Genomic DNA, 15,106 nt, shown 5'->3' with positions numbered 1-15,106 from the left:
TCCTTATTGATTGATGCAGTTGGCCACGCGATCAAAATACGAGCAGGCGGCGATATGCTCCGTTATGCGTCGCTGTCCCTTGACGGTATCGACGTCCCACAGCTCGTAGGCACGCGCCTCGACCAGCACCACGTCGGTACGGTCCTTGAGGATCGAACCGCCGCCGTCCTTACCCTCAAGACACATAAGTGCATCGAACAATTCCGCCGGAAAGAGCACCGGGCTCGAAGGCTCGCCGTTGCACGCAAGACGCACCGGATGATTGCGGTCACGCTCGTCAAACGCACGAACCATACCCTCAAAAGAATCCGAACTCACAAGCGGCTGGTCGCCCGGCAAAAAGAGGCAGCCTTTCCAGTTGCGTTCGACTCCCCACGAAAGGCCCGCACGGACGCTTTCGCTGCGCAGTTTGCCATCGTGCAGCACACACGGGCAATGCTTGTCCTCGCAAATCTGGGCGACCTCGGGCCAACGCGTCGAAACCACGACGTCAAAGCCCCGGGGAACCGAATCAATGGTCCGGGCAATCAGCGGCTTGCCATAGATATCGGCAAGCATCTTGTTAGAGCCAAACCGCTTGCCCTCGCCCGAAGCCATAATGACGCAACCAAGTTTCATGGCGATACCTCCCCTGAAGCCATCGTACCCATAACTCGCGTCGCGGGGCATCTACATCGAAAGCGCTTATCCCGCACGCCCACGATGCAAAAAGGGGCACCCCGCCGGTTGGCAGAGCGCCCCCTTTACATGGCTTACCCCAGCGCGGCTTTAGGCCTGGAACCAACGGGCGGTGTTGCGCTCGTCGAGGGCCTTGAGGGTAGCGGCGGGATCGGCAACCTTCTGCAGGAACATCATGGCTGCGATGGCGTACGGCTTGTAGCTGGCCTCCTTGTACATGCCCACGCGGTGCATGTCAAAGACGTCGGCGTTGACCTCGCCGTGCTCGCAGGAGACACCGGAGATGTCGGCGGGCAGCGGGTGCATAAAGATGGTGTCCTGGCCGTTGGCGGTCTTCTCCATGAGCTCGGTCGTGGAGCACCAGTCCTGATGGGTGGCGTTCTGAGCGAGCAGCTCCTTCTCGAGCGCTGCGATGCCGGCGTCGTCGCCCTCGGCGTACAGGTTGGTACGCTTCTCCATGGCGGCAAACGGAGCCCAGCTCTTGGGGATCACGATGTCGGCGCCCTCGAAGGCCTCGGCCATGGTGTTGACCTGCTTAAAGGTGGTGCCGGACTCGGCGGCATAGCCCTTGGCGCGCTCGACGACCTCGGGCATGAGGTCGTAGCCCTCGGGGTGGGCCAGGGTGACGTCCATGCCAAAGCGGGGCAGCAGGCTGATCAGCGACTGCGGGCAGGACAGCGGCTTGCCGTAAGAGGGCGAATAGGCCCAGGTGACGGCAACCTTCTTGCCCTTGAGGTTCTCAAGACCGCCAAACTCGTTGATGAGGTAGAGCATGTCGGCAGAGGACTGCGTGGGGTGATCGGAGTCGGACTGCAGGGAGATGAGCGTGGGACGGTGATCCAGAACGCCGTCCTCGTAGGCCTGCTGGACAGACTCGGAGACCTCGGCCATGTAGGCGTCGCCCTTGCCGATGTACATGTCGTCGCGGATGCCGATGACGTCGGCCATGAAGGAGATCATGGTAGCGGTCTCGCGGACGGTCTCGCCGTGAGCGATCTGGGACTTCTTCTCGTCCAGGTCCTGCAGCTCGAGGCCGAGCAGGTTGGCGGCCTTAGAGAAGGAGAAGCGCGTACGGGTGGAGTTGTCGCGGAACAGGGAGACGGCCAGGCCCGAGTCGAAGATCTTGGACGAAACGTTGTTCTCACGCAGCTCGCGCAGGGCGTCGGCAACGATGTAGAGAGCCTTGAGCTCATCGGTGGTCTTATCCCAGGTGTGCAGGAAGTCGCTGCCGTACATGCCCTTAAAATCGAGGCCGTTCAGCTGCTCGACGAGCTCGGTAAACTTGGCGTCCATGTAAATATCCTTTCCATAGATGAAACGATCGCAATGAGTAGATGTGCTCCGGCATGCGCGTGTGGCTAGAACATGCAGAGCGCTATGACGAGGACCCGCTACCGTTGAGGAAGCATGGGAGATAACGACCGCGGGCCCCAAGTCAACAGGGGGTGCCGGGGACACAGGCTGTCCCCGGCTCAACAAGATCAAGGAATGGGACTAGTCGATCTTGTTGTTGGTCAGACCAGCGCGGAACACGGTAGCGTCGCCATCGGCCTGGCTCGGATCGTAGAGGTTCAAAGCAGCAACATACATGGCGGCAGCGGTGACCAGGTCGTCCTTGTAGGTGACCTCGTTGGGAGCGTGAGCCTGAGACTCGGCACCCGGGCCAAAGCCAACGCAGGGGATGCCATAGCGGCCCTGGATGGAAACGCAGTTCGTGGAGAAGGTCCACTTGTCGCACAGCGGACGACCGGTGCGCTTGTCCATGCTGGGCTCGCAGCCGATGCGCTCGTCACCGAACATGACCTTGTGGGCGTCGACGAGGGCCTTGACGTGCGGAGCGGTCTCCTTGTTGATCCACGTGGGGAAGTAAGCCTCGGTCTCGTAGACCTCGCCGGTCCAGGACGGACGGTCGTACATGTACATGGAGACCTTCACGTCGTCGCCGTACTTCTTGGCGGCCGGCAGGTTGCGGATCTCGTCCAGGCAGGACTCCCAGGTCTCGCCGGCGGTCATGCGACGGTCGATGGAGATGGCGCAGGAGTCAGCGACAGCGCAGCGGCTGGGGCTGGTGTAGAAGATCTGGCTGACGGTGCAGGTGCCGCGGCCCAGGAAGCGGGCGTCCTCAAAGTGCTCGGGGTTGTACTTGGGGTCGAGCATCTTGACGAGGCCCTTGATGTCGGTCGACTCGTCGCAGCCGTTGTTGTTGAGGGCGCGGACGTCGGCGATGATGTCGGCCATCTTGTAGATGGCGTTGTCGCCGCGGTCGGGAGCGGAACCGTGGCAGGAGGTGCCGTGAACGTCGACGCGGATCTCCATGCGGCCGCGGTGACCGCGATAGATGCCGCCGTCGGTGGGCTCAGTGGAAATGACGAACTCGGGCTTAATGCCGTCCTTGTTGTAGATGTACTGCCAGCACATGCCGTCGCAGTCCTCTTCCTGGACGGTGCCGACGACCATGATCTTGTAGCCCTCGGGGATGAGGCCCATGTCCTTCATCATCTTGGCAGCGTAGGTAGCAGAAGCCATGCCGCCCTCCTGGTCGGAGCCGCCGCGGCCGTAGATGATCTCGTCGGTCTCGTAGCCCTCATAGGGATCGGCATCCCAGTTCTCGATGTTGCCGATGCCGACGGTGTCGATGTGAGAGTCGATGGCGATGATCTTGTCGCCCTCGCCCATAAAGCCCATGACGTTGCCCAGGCCGTCGACCTTGACCTCGTCATAGCCAAGGCTCTCCATCTCGGCCTTGATGCAAGCGACAACCTCACCCTCCTCGCAAGACTCAGAGGGGTGGCTAATCATTGCGCGAAGAAAACGCGTCATATCAGCACGATGGGACTCAGCCGCAGCCTTAATGGCATCAAAATCGAGTTCTTTAGTCATAACAGTCAACCTTTCTACAAGGGTTTACCTACAGGTAGATATTTCAGATAGATCACTTGTGCCAAGCGGCGTGAGGTTGAGCACCCCACAAGCAAGTAACCATAGGAGGCGGACGGAGGACTTTGCTCCGTCGCGAGTTCCGCACGAGCCGGAGAGCACTTAATGTGCTCTCCGTGCGAGCAGGACTGTCCGAGCAGGGAGTAAAGTCCTCCGGCTGCCTCCGGACAGGTCAGTCTGCTAGCAAGTGGGGTACTCGCCCTCCCAGACGATGCGACGGTACTGATCCGGGTCCGTGTCACCTTCCGTGGAGAAGCAGAGCACGGAGCTTGTCTTGTCCAGACCGATGAGCTCTTTGAGCTCGGCGTACTCGGGATCGAGCATGAGGGTCTCGACCAGGCCGGTGGTCACGGCGCCGGACTCGCCGGAGATGACGCGCGGGTCGCCCTTCTCGGGAGCGCCCAGGGTGCGCATGCCGCGAGCGGTGACCCAGTCGGGGCAGGACACGAAGGCGGTGGTGTGGTTGCGCAGGATATCCCAGCCAAGGATGTTGGGCTCGCCGCAGCACAGGCCGGCCATGATGGAGGGCATGTCGCCGTCCACGATACGCGGGTCGCCGTCGCCGGCGGCAGCGCCCTTGTACAGGCAGGCGGCCGGTGCGCACTCAACCACGACGAAGGTGGGCGGGTTATCGGGATACAGGTTGGTGAAGTAGCCCACCACGGCGCCGGCCAGCGAGCCCACGCCAGCCTGGACAAAGACGTGCGTCGGGCGGTTGATAGCCATCTCGCGCAGCTGCTCGGCAGCCTCGGAAGCCATGGTGCCGTAACCCTCCATGATCCAGGACGGGATCTTCTCGTAGCCCTCCCAGGCGGTGTCCTGAACGATGACGCCGCGCTCGCAGGCGTCGGCCTCGGCGGCGGCCATGCGCACGCACTCGTCGTAGTTGACCTCTTCGATGGTCACCGTGGCGCCCTCGGCGGCAATGTTATCGAAGCGGGGCTTGGTGGAACCCTTGGGCATGTGCACGACGGCCTTCTGGCCCAGCTTGTTGGCAGCCCATGCCACGCCGCGGCCATGGTTGCCGTCGGTGGCGGTAAAGAAGGTAGCCTGGCCAAAGTCCTCGGCCAGCTGATCGGAGGTCAGGTAATCGAAGGTGCAGTCGGCAACGTCCTTGCCGGTCTCGTCGGCAATATAGTTGGCCATGGCAAACGAGCCGCCCAGGACCTTAAAGGCGTTGAGGCCAAAGCGATAGCTCTCGTCCTTAACGCACAGGTTGGACAGGCCCAGGCGCGCGGCCTGGCCGTCCAGGCGGGCAAGCGGAGTAACGGTGTACTGAGGGAACGACTGGTGGAAGGCGCGGGCCTTCTTCACGTGGTCGAGGCTCATGATTCCCAAGTGCTTGTCATCGCTCTTGGGCATCGTGTTGCCCGCCCACTGGATCTTATCGGCCATACGGTGAACTCCTTAAGTCCTCTCTTGCCGGCCCCCGCATACGCGTTTCAGCCCGATCCCATTCACACGGCTGAACTTTTATGTGGATGCCAAACAAAAAGTTTGTTAGTAATGTTCTATCACACTTTTTGATTGGATAACCTAACAAATTGTTAGTTGCCGCAATCGGTACCTTTTCGCCGCCGAACGGTCACATAACGCAGCAACGCTTTCGTTATTTGCGAACAAGTGTGGTTTATGGCAAAGTGTGCCCAAACTAATTTTTAGGAAGGCACCCATGACCCCCGCACAGATTGAGTTTTACAAGCGCCTTGCACACGGTCTGGCGCTCCAATTTGGCCCCAACTGCGAAGTCGTCGTCCACGATCTGGAGACCGAGGACGTGGACCACTCCATCGTAGTGATCGAAAATGGCCACGTCAGCGGGCGCAAACTGGGCGACGGCCCCAGCCATATCGTGTTTGAGTCCATGCACGAGGGCACCACCGACGTACACGACCGCGAGCCGTACCTCACTAAAACCACCGATGGCAAGCTGCTCAAGTCCTCGACCATCTTTATCCGCAACGACGAGGGCAAGCCCGTCGGCATTTTGGGCATCAACTTTGACATTACGCTTATGAAGGCTTTTGAGCGTTCGCTCGACGCCTTTACCGGCACCGGCGGCACGGGCTACACCGAGCCCGAGCCCATTACCAAGAACATCGGCGACCTGCTCGAGGACCTGCTGCACGAGTGCGAGCAGTTTGTGGGCAAGCCCGCGGCGCTCATGACCAAAGACGAGCGCATTCGTGCCATTGGCTACCTCGACCGTCGCGGCGCCTTCCTCATTTCCAAGTCGAGCGAGCGCGCCTGCGAGTTCTTTGGCATCTCCAAGTACAGCTTCTATAGCTACCTCAATGAGGCCAAGGCGGCGGCCGACGACAAGTAGGCACTCGCCTAGATTGCCCCTCCCCTTTTGGGCGCGAGTTCTGGAAAGCTCGAATCCAAGACCGAGCCGCTTGGGAAGTTCCATATAATCGATGTCATTAGTATTTCGAAAGGGTGGAATAGAATGGCGTTGAGCAAGGCATCATGCACCGGTCGCGGATTGATTCCGGCAATTGGTGGACATGTGCACCGCATGTTCGATGAGGGTGAAGACGACCTGTTTTCGCTGAGCCTTGACGACGTGATGGATGATCGCCCGTGGACCGCCGACGAACTCATGGGCGGTGGGGCTCGCCCGTCAAGCCCCAATCCCGCACTTGCGCCTAAGCCCGCATCTGCGCCGACTCCTGCGCAGCCGCCTGTTTCGACGCCCGCATCTACGCCCGCACCCATTTCGGCGCCCGCGCCCGCTCCCCGCCCCGCAAGCGACCCGTCCGAGACGGCGGCATTTCTCGCTGCAGCGACGCAGGGCAAATCGGCCGACAGCACCGTTATGTACAGCGCCCAGCAGTTGCCTGTTCCTGCGGCACGCAAGCCTCCGATCACAAGGCTCGATGAGCCCGTTGCCCATCAGGTTGCCTACGATTCCTGGGCTGCAGCCGATCTGGATGAGACCTCAACCGGCATGCCGGTGCTCGACGTTCCAGTTAACCCGCTTTTTGCCGCCAACACGAGCGCCGCGGATTATGAGGGCGGTGCGGCATATTCCGATTATTCCGATAGCTATACTGGCACCGGTCGCATCGAGACCGAGGATTATGGCACCGCATCGAGCAATTATCTCAACGATCCGTACGCTGCCGCGCCTGCACCGGAATATGACCCGGAGGCCGCGTCCGCGCCGGCGTATACCAAAAGCACGGGCGAAGAGCGCTTCGCCGATTATTACGCCGAGGAAAAGGCACTGCGTTTCTCGGAATTTCCGCAGGCAGTCAAGGTTGCCTTTATCGCCATTGTCATTGCCCTGCTCGGCGTCATTGCGTTTGAGGGATTCCAGCTGTTCTCCGGCCCCACCCAAGCGGAGTCGGAGACCCAGCAAAAGGAGGACGACAACCAGTACCTAGACATCAACACCCTCAAGGGCGACCCCAACGACGGGGACGACGAGTAGCAAGGGTTAAGGGAAGGCCGGAAGAGCCGGCGGCACGTTACGGCTCCAAAAGCCCTGCCATAAAGATGGGCAGATACAACACGTCACCATCGCGGTGAAGATTACATTCCGCAAGTACCAGGGCGCGATCGATTCCGTAGCCCTTCGTTGTCAGTGCGTTATCGAGCGCCGCGTGGGACTTAAAGCTCTTGCCCGATTTGACCTCGATGGCAAGGACCTCCCCATCGAGCGTCTCCTCCACAAAATCGAGCTCGCCGACTTTTTTAGACGTAAAGTAGCGCAATCTGAATCCGTGGGCTTTGAGCTCTTGGGCAACGAAGCCCTCAAACGCCGCCCCCATGTTCATGCCAAAGGGGTCTTCCGCCTCCCCATCAAAAACGCCTTGGGCGACCCTTTTGGAATATGATGACATGAGCATTCCGGTGTCCAAGTAAAACAGTTTGAACAGATTTCGTTGCTCCCCCAATAAAAGGGGTGCCACTGGCGCCGTTACGTTATACACGGGAAGCGCGACACCCGCCTCCGATAACCAGAGAAAATGGTCTGTCACCTGCGAAAAACGTTTGACACCGCTAATCGACGACAGCTTGAATCGTTTGTTTTTGGAGCCGGCCTCGCTGGGAATCAAATCATAGATATCGCGAATAACCAAGCACAGCTCGGGCGGAGCGTACTTTGCGATGTCGTCGTGATACAGAGCGTGAAGATTGCGGTGGATCTTTCGAACCTCGTCAACATTGCGCGTCGCCAAGAAGGAATTAACCGCGTCGGGCATGCCTCCCACCACCACATACTGATGGAACAGGTCGAGCAAGCGGTCATACAGGTAGCCGGGGAGCTCCCCCTCATCCTTTAGACAGCCTCTGAGCATGTCAAACACGCTGGTACCAACGCCATTTGACCAGCAAAACTCCTCAAAGTCGAGCGGGTACATCTGGACCTGCTCGACATACCCCACCGGCAGGGAATCGATGCCCTCGAGCTCAACGCCAAGGAGCGATCCGGTAAGGATGTATCGAAAGTCGCCGCGCTGGACCAGGTATTTGATAAACGTCACCACGTTGGGACATCGCTGCACCTCGTCGATAACCACGACGGTCTTGTTCGCAACCATCGGCTGCGTCGCAGCGATAGACATGCGCATAAGCAGGTCGTCCGCACTTTTCGCCGCCAAAAACGAATCGCGCACGGACGCGTCGGCGATAAGGTCGAACGTTACGACGTTTTCGAACGATTCGTTTGCAAAGACGTTGACCAAATATGACTTTCCTACCTGTCGGGCACCCTTGACCAAAAGAGCCTTGTTAGGCGACGAGGCAAGCCAAGATTCAAACCGTGCTTTCGCTTTTCTCTGCAGCATAAGCGCACCCCTTATTACGTGCTGTTTTAGCACTAGAATACACTTTTCCGTGGTTATTAGGTGCTCATTTCGACATTTTTTCGGGATTTTGAAGTGTGTATTACGACACTTTTCAGTACTTTTACACGGGATATTTCGACACTTTTTCGGATTTAAGCCTAACAGCAGCCGGCGAAATCAAGCGCCGCCCGCGCGTCATTTCGCAGGCGGCGTGCAGCCGTTGCACGCCGCCGCTCAAGCCGCACGATGTCAAAAGGCCGGCACTTGTGTATGCCTTTCGACATGCACAAGTGCCGGCTGGGTTTATCTATGCCACTCGCAAGAGTATTTCACGCTGAGTATTAAGGCATTCCCTAAGGCCTTCAACGTCATTCGGTTTCCTTTCGAACAGCTTAAGAATGACATTAGGGGTCTTCTCGCCATTTGCCTTGGACAAACGATCGGTGTAGTCGCGCACAGACTTAACAATGTCCTCAAACTGCTCGCCCTTAATTTCGACCGTGAAGCCTTCCTTACCGCCATTAAGGGCAGTTATGGCGTCTTCCAACCTGTCAATCATCTCGATCGTAAGTTCGCCATCCCCCAAAGCCTTAAGGTATTCCGAGAATGCAGAGTTAAAGTCTGCCATCCGCTTCTTTCGCAACGTGTCTTCTTTGCTGTGGCGCACGCAAGTCACCCCCGCATAGACGCCCCCGCCGACCGCAGCGACGCCCGCAACCGCAAGCGCAGCTATAGCAACTTTCTTGTTCTGCTTCGCAAGCTGAACTGCCTAGTCAGCTATACGCAGCGCTTTGTTGGCCCCATTTTGAACATCTGCAGGCTTAAGATGCCGAACAATATGACCAGCGCCGTCGCGCACAACACCGCCCCATTGGACATACTTACCAGTAGCTAGGCCCACCGCTATTTCTGCGGGAACTTCGAAAGCAACCTGTTGAATCATGGCAATGTCTCCTTTTATGCTGGCCACCAGATACGGGTGAGCGGAAGAATGGAACGGGTGTCGTCATCGGTCTTGTCATAGATTTCGACATAGTGCCGCACGAAGGCATCCAGATCGAGTAGGCGCACGGGAATGTTCGCGCGATCGGCCTCGTAGCGTGCCTCTTTCGTAAAGCCGCCCGTAGACACGTACAGACCGCGATCGCCTGCGCGAAGGCCACCGATAAATGCGCGAACCGCTGGGGCGCCCATAGCACCCTTGCGATGCTTGACCTCAGCGACAATGCGAGGCGACTCCAGCCCGAGAGCATCCGGAGACGCCACCACATCGCGACCGCCATCAGGACCCTTGGGCATAACGCGAGCGCAGTAGCCCATAGCCTTGAGCAGGCCCGCTACCAAGCGCTCCATATCCTCCCAATCGAGCTGGTTAACGCGATCCTTAATGAGCTCAATGCCATTGTCATAGGTCGCTGCGAGGGTTTCTTCGTCATTTGTCGCATCGTTATCATCGATGGCGGGATCATTTGAAGCCACCACCGACTTGTCCCTTGCAGCATTCGTGAGATCGGCCATGACCTCATCGGAGACAGCGAAGATGGTCTGGATGCCGCCGAGCGAATTCTTAGAGGACGGCGAAAGCACATCACGTGGAGCGGTTTCACCCCACTTGACGTCTCGCGTGTAGGTCACTCCGTCCATATCGCAGACGGCAACGCAGGGGCCAGTGATAACGCCAAGATGATAAAGGCGGCTCTCCGGGTCGTACATGACAACGGTCGAGTCCGTCGTCATATCGTGCGCAAAACGGTAAACCTGGCCAACACCCGCCGCGACCCTGCCCTTGCTGTCGCCGGGATGTGACAGGCCGTATGCTGCCCTAATCTGCTCGCGATTCATAGCGGCAATATCGGCACCATCGAAATCCCAGCCAATACCTATGACGCCATGCTCGAGCCAGTCGGACGCATATACGCCGCCACGACCGGCACGAATCATCCAAGCACCCACGCGAAACCTGCCTTTCTGCCATAGCACGACCGTGTTGTAGCACTATGACTTATCTCAAATGCCCCAGGCATTGCACCGACAACTTGCCACAGCGCTGGCAAACGGCCAACGATAGCCCCACTTTTACCCGCTTTCATGTAGGTAAGTCTTCGCCACACTCATAAGGTGGGGCAGATTCGCCTCGGTTGCCTTCATTTTGTATTTGCCCCCCATTTGTTCTTGTCGCCTGGAATTAAATGTTCACCAATCAACGAATTTTACATAGAGGACGCAACGCTATAATGCTGTAAACGCATTTGTATTGCATTTCGAGTGACGGGAGCACAGATGCCTGATAACTACAAGGAACTCATTAAGAGCAACCCTGACGAAACCGAGATCAGGAGCTTCCTGGTGAACGGTAATCAAGTCTCCGTGACTCTACGCATCCCCGACACCTTGCGCGACGCAGCGAAGGAGGAGGCGGCGCTGCGAGGAATGAGTTTCTCCGCCTTCGTGCGCACCTGCATGATCGAAGAGCTCGCGAAGAAAGGGGCATGAGCATGATCCGGGTCAAGACTCTCACCGTCCAGCTCATAGACGCGCAGCCGGACCGTATCCGCATCTGTCACATCGACGGCGAGTCGCTCGTGACCGTCGTCATTCCGAGCGAGGACCTCGCCGAGGCGAAGTCGCTACCGAACATCCCGTAGCGCGGCGTCTACTACCTGCTCGACGAGGACCACGGCAACTGCTGAAAAACGCGGGCGTCGTGGCCGCGCGCAGGGAGATTTTCGGCGATTCGGGCGGTATCGCAGAGCTCGCCGACGATCTCGAGTTCCCGACGCCCAGCGCCGCGGCGGTGTTCGTGCTCGGCGGCAGCCAGAACGGCTGGACCGAATGGGTAAGCGACGACGGAGAAACGCTCGACCAAGTCTATAGAAGCGAGGAAAACTAGATGAACAAGCAGCAACTGGCATCAAAGATATGGGAATCCGCCAACAAGATGCGCTCGAAAATCGAGGCAAATGAATACAAGGATTACATCCTGGGCTTTATCTTCTACAAGTTCCTCTCCGAGACCGAAATCACCCGCCTGAAGGCACGTGATTTCGCCGAGGAGGATTTGCCGAGCCTCGTGGAAAACGACAAAGAAACGGTCGAGTTCGTCAAGGGCGAGTGCGGCTACTTCATCGCCTACGAGAACCTCTTCTCCACCTGGGTCGCCAAAGGCGGCGACTTCGAGATTTCGAACGTTCGCGACGCCCTCTCTGCCTTTAGCCGCAACATCGATCCCGCCCGCAAGCGTGTCTTCGACGGCATCTTCGACACGTTGCAGACCGGTCTCTCCAAACTCGGCACCGACGCGCGGAGCCAGTCCAAGGCCGCTCGCGATCTCATCTACCTCATCAAGGACATCCCGATGGACGGTCGCCAGGACTACGACGTGCTCGGCTTCATCTACGAGTACCTCATCAGCAACTTCGCCGCCAACGCCGGTAAGAAAGCCGGCGAGTTCTACACGCCGCACGAGGTGTCCATGCTCATGAGCGAGATTGTCTCGTGGCACCTGGCCGGACGCGAGAACATCACCATCTACGATCCCACGAGCGGATCGGGCTCGCTGCTTATCAATATCGGCAAGGCAGTGGCGCGACGCAACGGCGACCCGAACTCCATCAAGTATTATGCGCAGGAGCTTAAGGAGAACACGTACAACCTCACGCGCATGAATCTGGTCATGCGCGGAATACTCCCCGACAACATCGTGGCGCGCAATGGCGATACGCTCGAAGACGATTGGCCCTGGTTCGATACGGTCGAGAACAAAGATGAGACCTACAATCCACTGTTCGTCGATGCCGTGGTGTCGAATCCGCCCTACTCCCAAAACTGGGATCCGGAAGACAAAGAACTCGATCCGCGCTTCAAGTTCGGCGTTGCCCCCAAATCCAAAGCAGACTATGCCTTCCTCTTGCATGATTTGTACCACTTGCGCCCCGACGGCATCATGTGCATCGTTCTGCCCCATGGCGTGCTGTTCCGCGGCGGCGAGGAGGGCACCATCCGCAAGAACCTGGTGGAGAACCGCCATATTCAGGCAATTATCGGGCTTCCCGCCAACATTTTCTTCGGCACCGGCATCCCGACAATCGTCATGGTACTCCGCAAGCAGCGCGAGAGCAGCGACGTGCTGGTCGTGGATGCGTCGAAGCACTTTGTGAAGGAAGGCAAAAACAACAAACTGCGCGCAAGCGATATACGCCGCATCGTGGACGCAGTCACGACTGGAGCGACCATCGACAAGTTCAGTCGCCTGGTGACCATCGACGAGATACGCGCCAACGATTACAACCTCAACATTCCGCGCTATGTTGATTCGTCCGAAGCTGCTGAAAGCTGGGACGTGTACGCCACTATGTTCGGCGGAGTTCCGAAGGCCGAGATCGACGCTCTCGACCGCTACTGGAAGGTGTGGCCGAGCCTGAAGGGCCAGCTTTACGGCGATGGCGGCGGGTCGTGCTTTGCGGTCGTGGCAGACGACGTGGCGGCAACGGTAAAGACCAACGCCAACGTCGTCTCATTTCTGGGCGGCTATCGGGATGCACTGTCGCATCTGCCTGCTGAGCTGCAGAAAAGGTTGGTGGACGGTGCGTCGCAGATCGACGCCGTGGCCGAAGAAGAGCATATTGCGGCGCAACTTCACGATGCCCTTTCCGGTATCGCGCTTGTTGACGAATACGATGCCTATCAGGCTCTTGATGATGCATGGGCGGGCATTTCCGGTGACCTCGAGGTTATTCAAGTCGAAGGCAGGGAAGCCGTGCGTAAAGTCGATCCAAATATGGTGATTAAGAAGAAGAGTGGCAAAGACGTTGAGGTGCAGGATGGCTGGACAGGCCGCATTTTGCCGTTTGCGCTTGTCCAAGAGCAGCTGCTCGCTGATGATGTCAAAGAAATTACCGCGCGCGAATCCCGTTTGAATGAAATATCTCAAGAGCTTGACGAGATTCTTGAGAATCTTGATGAGGAGGAGAAAGGCTCGAGCGATGTTTTTGACGATGACGGCATGCTTGTGGCGGCATCCCTCAAGAAAGCCGTGAAGAGCATCGGCAAGCATCCGAATGGCGACTTTGAGATGGCGCTTGTTCGTGCTCAGACTCTGCTCGATGAGGAGAAGGACCTCAAAAAGGCAAGCAAAAAGGCGCTTGTCGCGCTCGAAGAGACGACAAAAAAGGTTATTGAGGGCTTGACTGATGTCCAGTGTGACGAATTGCTGGCTGCGAAATGGATTGAGCCGCTGCAGTCTGATTTGCTCGAACTGCCCAATGCCGTTATAGGCGACTTCATTGCGAAGATTGTGGCGTTGAACGCAAAGTACGCGACAACCTATTCGGACGTGTGCAATCAGATTAATGAGGCGGAAAACGAGTTGGCAGCGATGTTGGGCCAGCTCACGGGCAATGAATTCGATATGGCGGGCATTGCTGAACTGCGGAAACTGTTGGGAGGTGAATAGCGTGACGGAAAAGACTAATGTACCCGAAATTCGTTTTGCCGGTTTTACGGACCCTTGGGAACAGCGTAAGTTCTCCGATCTGACCGATAGGGTTTCCATTCAGTCAAGCGATTCCGATTTGCCTCAGGTTGAATACGAGGACATCATTCCCGGCGAGGGCACGCTGAACAAAGATTTGCGCGACAAAGATGGCGGCAAAACAGGAATTAAGTTCTACGCCGGAGATGTTCTGTACGGGAAGCTTCGTCCTTATTTGATGAATTGGCTATACCCGCAGTTCAATGGTGTAGCTGTTGGTGATTTTTGGGTCCTTAGGGCTACAGAGTGTGACAGTTCATTTTTGTATCGGCTGATTCAAACGAATAGCTTCCAAAGGCTCGCAAATGTATCTTCGGGCTCTAAGATGCCTCGTGCAGATTGGAAACTGATTTCGCAATCGTTCTTCGCCGTGCCTGCCGATCACGCCGAGCAGAAAGCAATTGCGAAGAGCTTAGCCGAGCTTGACTCCCTCATCACCCTTCATCAGCGTAAGCATGACAAGCTCGTTCAGCTGAAGAAATCGATGCTTGATAAGATGTTCCCCAAGCCGGGTGAAACTGAGCCCGAAATACGCTTCGCCGGTTTTACGGACCCTTGGGAACAGCGTAAGTTGGGAGACATTTGCGAACGGCACAAAGAAATGGTTCCCACCCCGAAGGACGGATACGTTCGAATGGGCGTTCGCAGCCATGCAAAAGGAACCTTCCTAACGATGGTTAAGCCCGGAGCGGAAATCGAAGAAAAGGAGCTCAGCAGGGTCAAGGCTCATTGCCTTGTTGTTAATATCGTTTTTGCGTGGGAACAAGCAATAGCCATAACTAGTACGGAAGACGAAAAAGCCCTGGTATCTCACCGGTTTCCGCAGTTCCTATTTCACGACGACATGCACCCAGATTATTTTAGATACGCAATTCTGAATGATTCCTTTGAAAGGCATTTATGGCTTGCATCCCCCAGCGGTGCAGGTAGGAACAAAACGCTGAATGTTGGAACGATGCTCGAATACTCATTTACGCTCCCTAATAAGAAGGAGCAAGAGGCAATTGCGAGCTGCCTGACTCGTCTCGATTCCCTCATCACCCTTCATCAGCGTAAGCTTGAACTGCTGAGGAATACTAAGAAATCGCTGTTGGAAAGGATGTTCGTCTAATAACTTTCGCGAGTTGCTTCTTGTTTCGAGCTCCAGAACCGCCGATTTCGCCAT

At 57.3% G+C, this 15,106-nt stretch carries 15 protein-coding genes; 7 read left to right on the top strand and 8 right to left on the bottom strand.

The genetic code is table 11. The features are described from left to right. Positions 1 to 3: 3 nt before the first annotated feature. From DW899_RS00785 to dpaL, 4 genes are all read right to left on the bottom strand, one after another. Entirely contained in the window at positions 4 to 618 is a 615-nt protein-coding gene (locus tag DW899_RS00785) for a nucleotidyltransferase family protein (RefSeq protein ID WP_158551618.1), read from the bottom strand. Between the two features lie 150 nt (positions 619 to 768). Continuing rightward, the gene (ygeW, locus tag DW899_RS00780; protein WP_055252229.1) at positions 769 to 1,971 is read right to left on the bottom strand and encodes a knotted carbamoyltransferase YgeW; all 1,203 of its coding nucleotides are present in this window, start codon (positions 1,969 to 1,971) and stop codon (positions 769 to 771) included. Positions 1,972 to 2,172: 201 nt separating this feature from the next. Then, positions 2,173 to 3,558, bottom strand: coding sequence for a YgeY family selenium metabolism-linked hydrolase (locus DW899_RS00775; RefSeq protein ID WP_117799732.1), 1,386 nt, complete (start codon positions 3,556 to 3,558; stop codon positions 2,173 to 2,175). A 237-nt stretch (positions 3,559 to 3,795) separates the two neighbouring features. Then, complete coding sequence (dpaL, locus tag DW899_RS00770) at positions 3,796 to 5,010, bottom strand: diaminopropionate ammonia-lyase (RefSeq protein ID WP_117583046.1); 1,215 nt, start codon at positions 5,008 to 5,010, stop codon at positions 3,796 to 3,798. A 277-nt stretch (positions 5,011 to 5,287) separates the two neighbouring features. Here dpaL and DW899_RS00765 point away from each other — a divergent pair, with 277 nt between their 5' ends. Both DW899_RS00765 and DW899_RS10510 read left to right on the top strand, forming a co-directional pair. Further along, the gene (locus tag DW899_RS00765) at positions 5,288 to 5,941 is read left to right on the top strand and encodes a transcriptional regulator (protein ID WP_117583047.1); all 654 of its coding nucleotides are present in this window, start codon (positions 5,288 to 5,290) and stop codon (positions 5,939 to 5,941) included. 123 nt (positions 5,942 to 6,064) lie between these two features. Then, entirely contained in the window at positions 6,065 to 7,051 is a 987-nt protein-coding gene (locus DW899_RS10510) for a hypothetical protein (protein WP_158566538.1), read from the top strand. A gap of 37 nt (positions 7,052 to 7,088) precedes the next feature. Here DW899_RS10510 and DW899_RS00750 read toward each other — a convergent pair whose 3' ends face one another. The 4 genes from DW899_RS00750 to DW899_RS00740 all read right to left on the bottom strand — a co-directional run bounded on the left by DW899_RS00750 (position 7,089) and on the right by DW899_RS00740 (position 10,364). Then, positions 7,089 to 8,411 carry an ATP-binding protein gene (locus tag DW899_RS00750; protein WP_117799730.1) on the bottom strand — a complete coding sequence of 441 codons (1,323 nt, stop codon included), beginning with the start codon at positions 8,409 to 8,411 and terminating at the stop codon, positions 7,089 to 7,091. A gap of 307 nt (positions 8,412 to 8,718) precedes the next feature. After that, positions 8,719 to 9,039: a hypothetical protein gene (locus DW899_RS00745; RefSeq protein WP_117799729.1), complete on the bottom strand. Its 321-nt coding sequence runs from the start codon at positions 9,037 to 9,039 to the stop codon at positions 8,719 to 8,721. Between the two features lie 141 nt (positions 9,040 to 9,180). Then, positions 9,181 to 9,354, bottom strand: coding sequence for a hypothetical protein (locus DW899_RS10505; protein WP_158566537.1), 174 nt, complete (start codon positions 9,352 to 9,354; stop codon positions 9,181 to 9,183). Positions 9,355 to 9,368: 14 nt separating this feature from the next. Next, complete coding sequence (locus tag DW899_RS00740) at positions 9,369 to 10,364, bottom strand: restriction endonuclease (protein WP_199408723.1); 996 nt, start codon at positions 10,362 to 10,364, stop codon at positions 9,369 to 9,371. A 327-nt stretch (positions 10,365 to 10,691) separates the two neighbouring features. On the opposite strand from DW899_RS00740, the gene DW899_RS00735 reads away from it, so the two are divergent. Genes DW899_RS00735 through DW899_RS00720 form a run of 5 tightly spaced genes read left to right on the top strand, consistent with a single transcriptional unit; the run spans position 10,692 to position 15,052 of the window. Next, positions 10,692 to 10,904 (top strand): YlcI/YnfO family protein, encoded by a 213-nt coding sequence (locus tag DW899_RS00735; RefSeq protein WP_089573547.1) that lies wholly within the window; start codon positions 10,692 to 10,694, stop codon positions 10,902 to 10,904. Beyond that, positions 10,901 to 11,056 (top strand): hypothetical protein, encoded by a 156-nt coding sequence (locus DW899_RS10735; protein ID WP_233539862.1) that lies wholly within the window; start codon positions 10,901 to 10,903, stop codon positions 11,054 to 11,056. Before DW899_RS00735 ends, DW899_RS10735 begins: the two co-directional genes overlap by 4 nt. Before the next feature lie 59 nt (positions 11,057 to 11,115). After that, positions 11,116 to 11,301, top strand: coding sequence for a DUF4357 domain-containing protein (locus DW899_RS10730; protein ID WP_233539861.1), 186 nt, complete (start codon positions 11,116 to 11,118; stop codon positions 11,299 to 11,301). Further along, positions 11,302 to 13,863, top strand: coding sequence for a type I restriction-modification system subunit M (locus DW899_RS00725; protein ID WP_089573546.1), 2,562 nt, complete (start codon positions 11,302 to 11,304; stop codon positions 13,861 to 13,863). Between the two features lies 1 nt (position 13,864). Then, positions 13,865 to 15,052 (top strand): restriction endonuclease subunit S, encoded by a 1,188-nt coding sequence (locus tag DW899_RS00720; RefSeq protein WP_117799728.1) that lies wholly within the window; start codon positions 13,865 to 13,867, stop codon positions 15,050 to 15,052. Positions 15,053 to 15,106 lie beyond the last annotated feature (54 nt).

The organism is Collinsella sp. AM41-2BH (assembly GCF_003468085.1).
GTDB lineage: Bacteria > Actinomycetota > Coriobacteriia > Coriobacteriales > Coriobacteriaceae > Collinsella.
The sequence above is the reverse complement of the archived record's forward strand: the minus strand, read 5'-3'. Positions and strand labels throughout refer to the sequence as shown.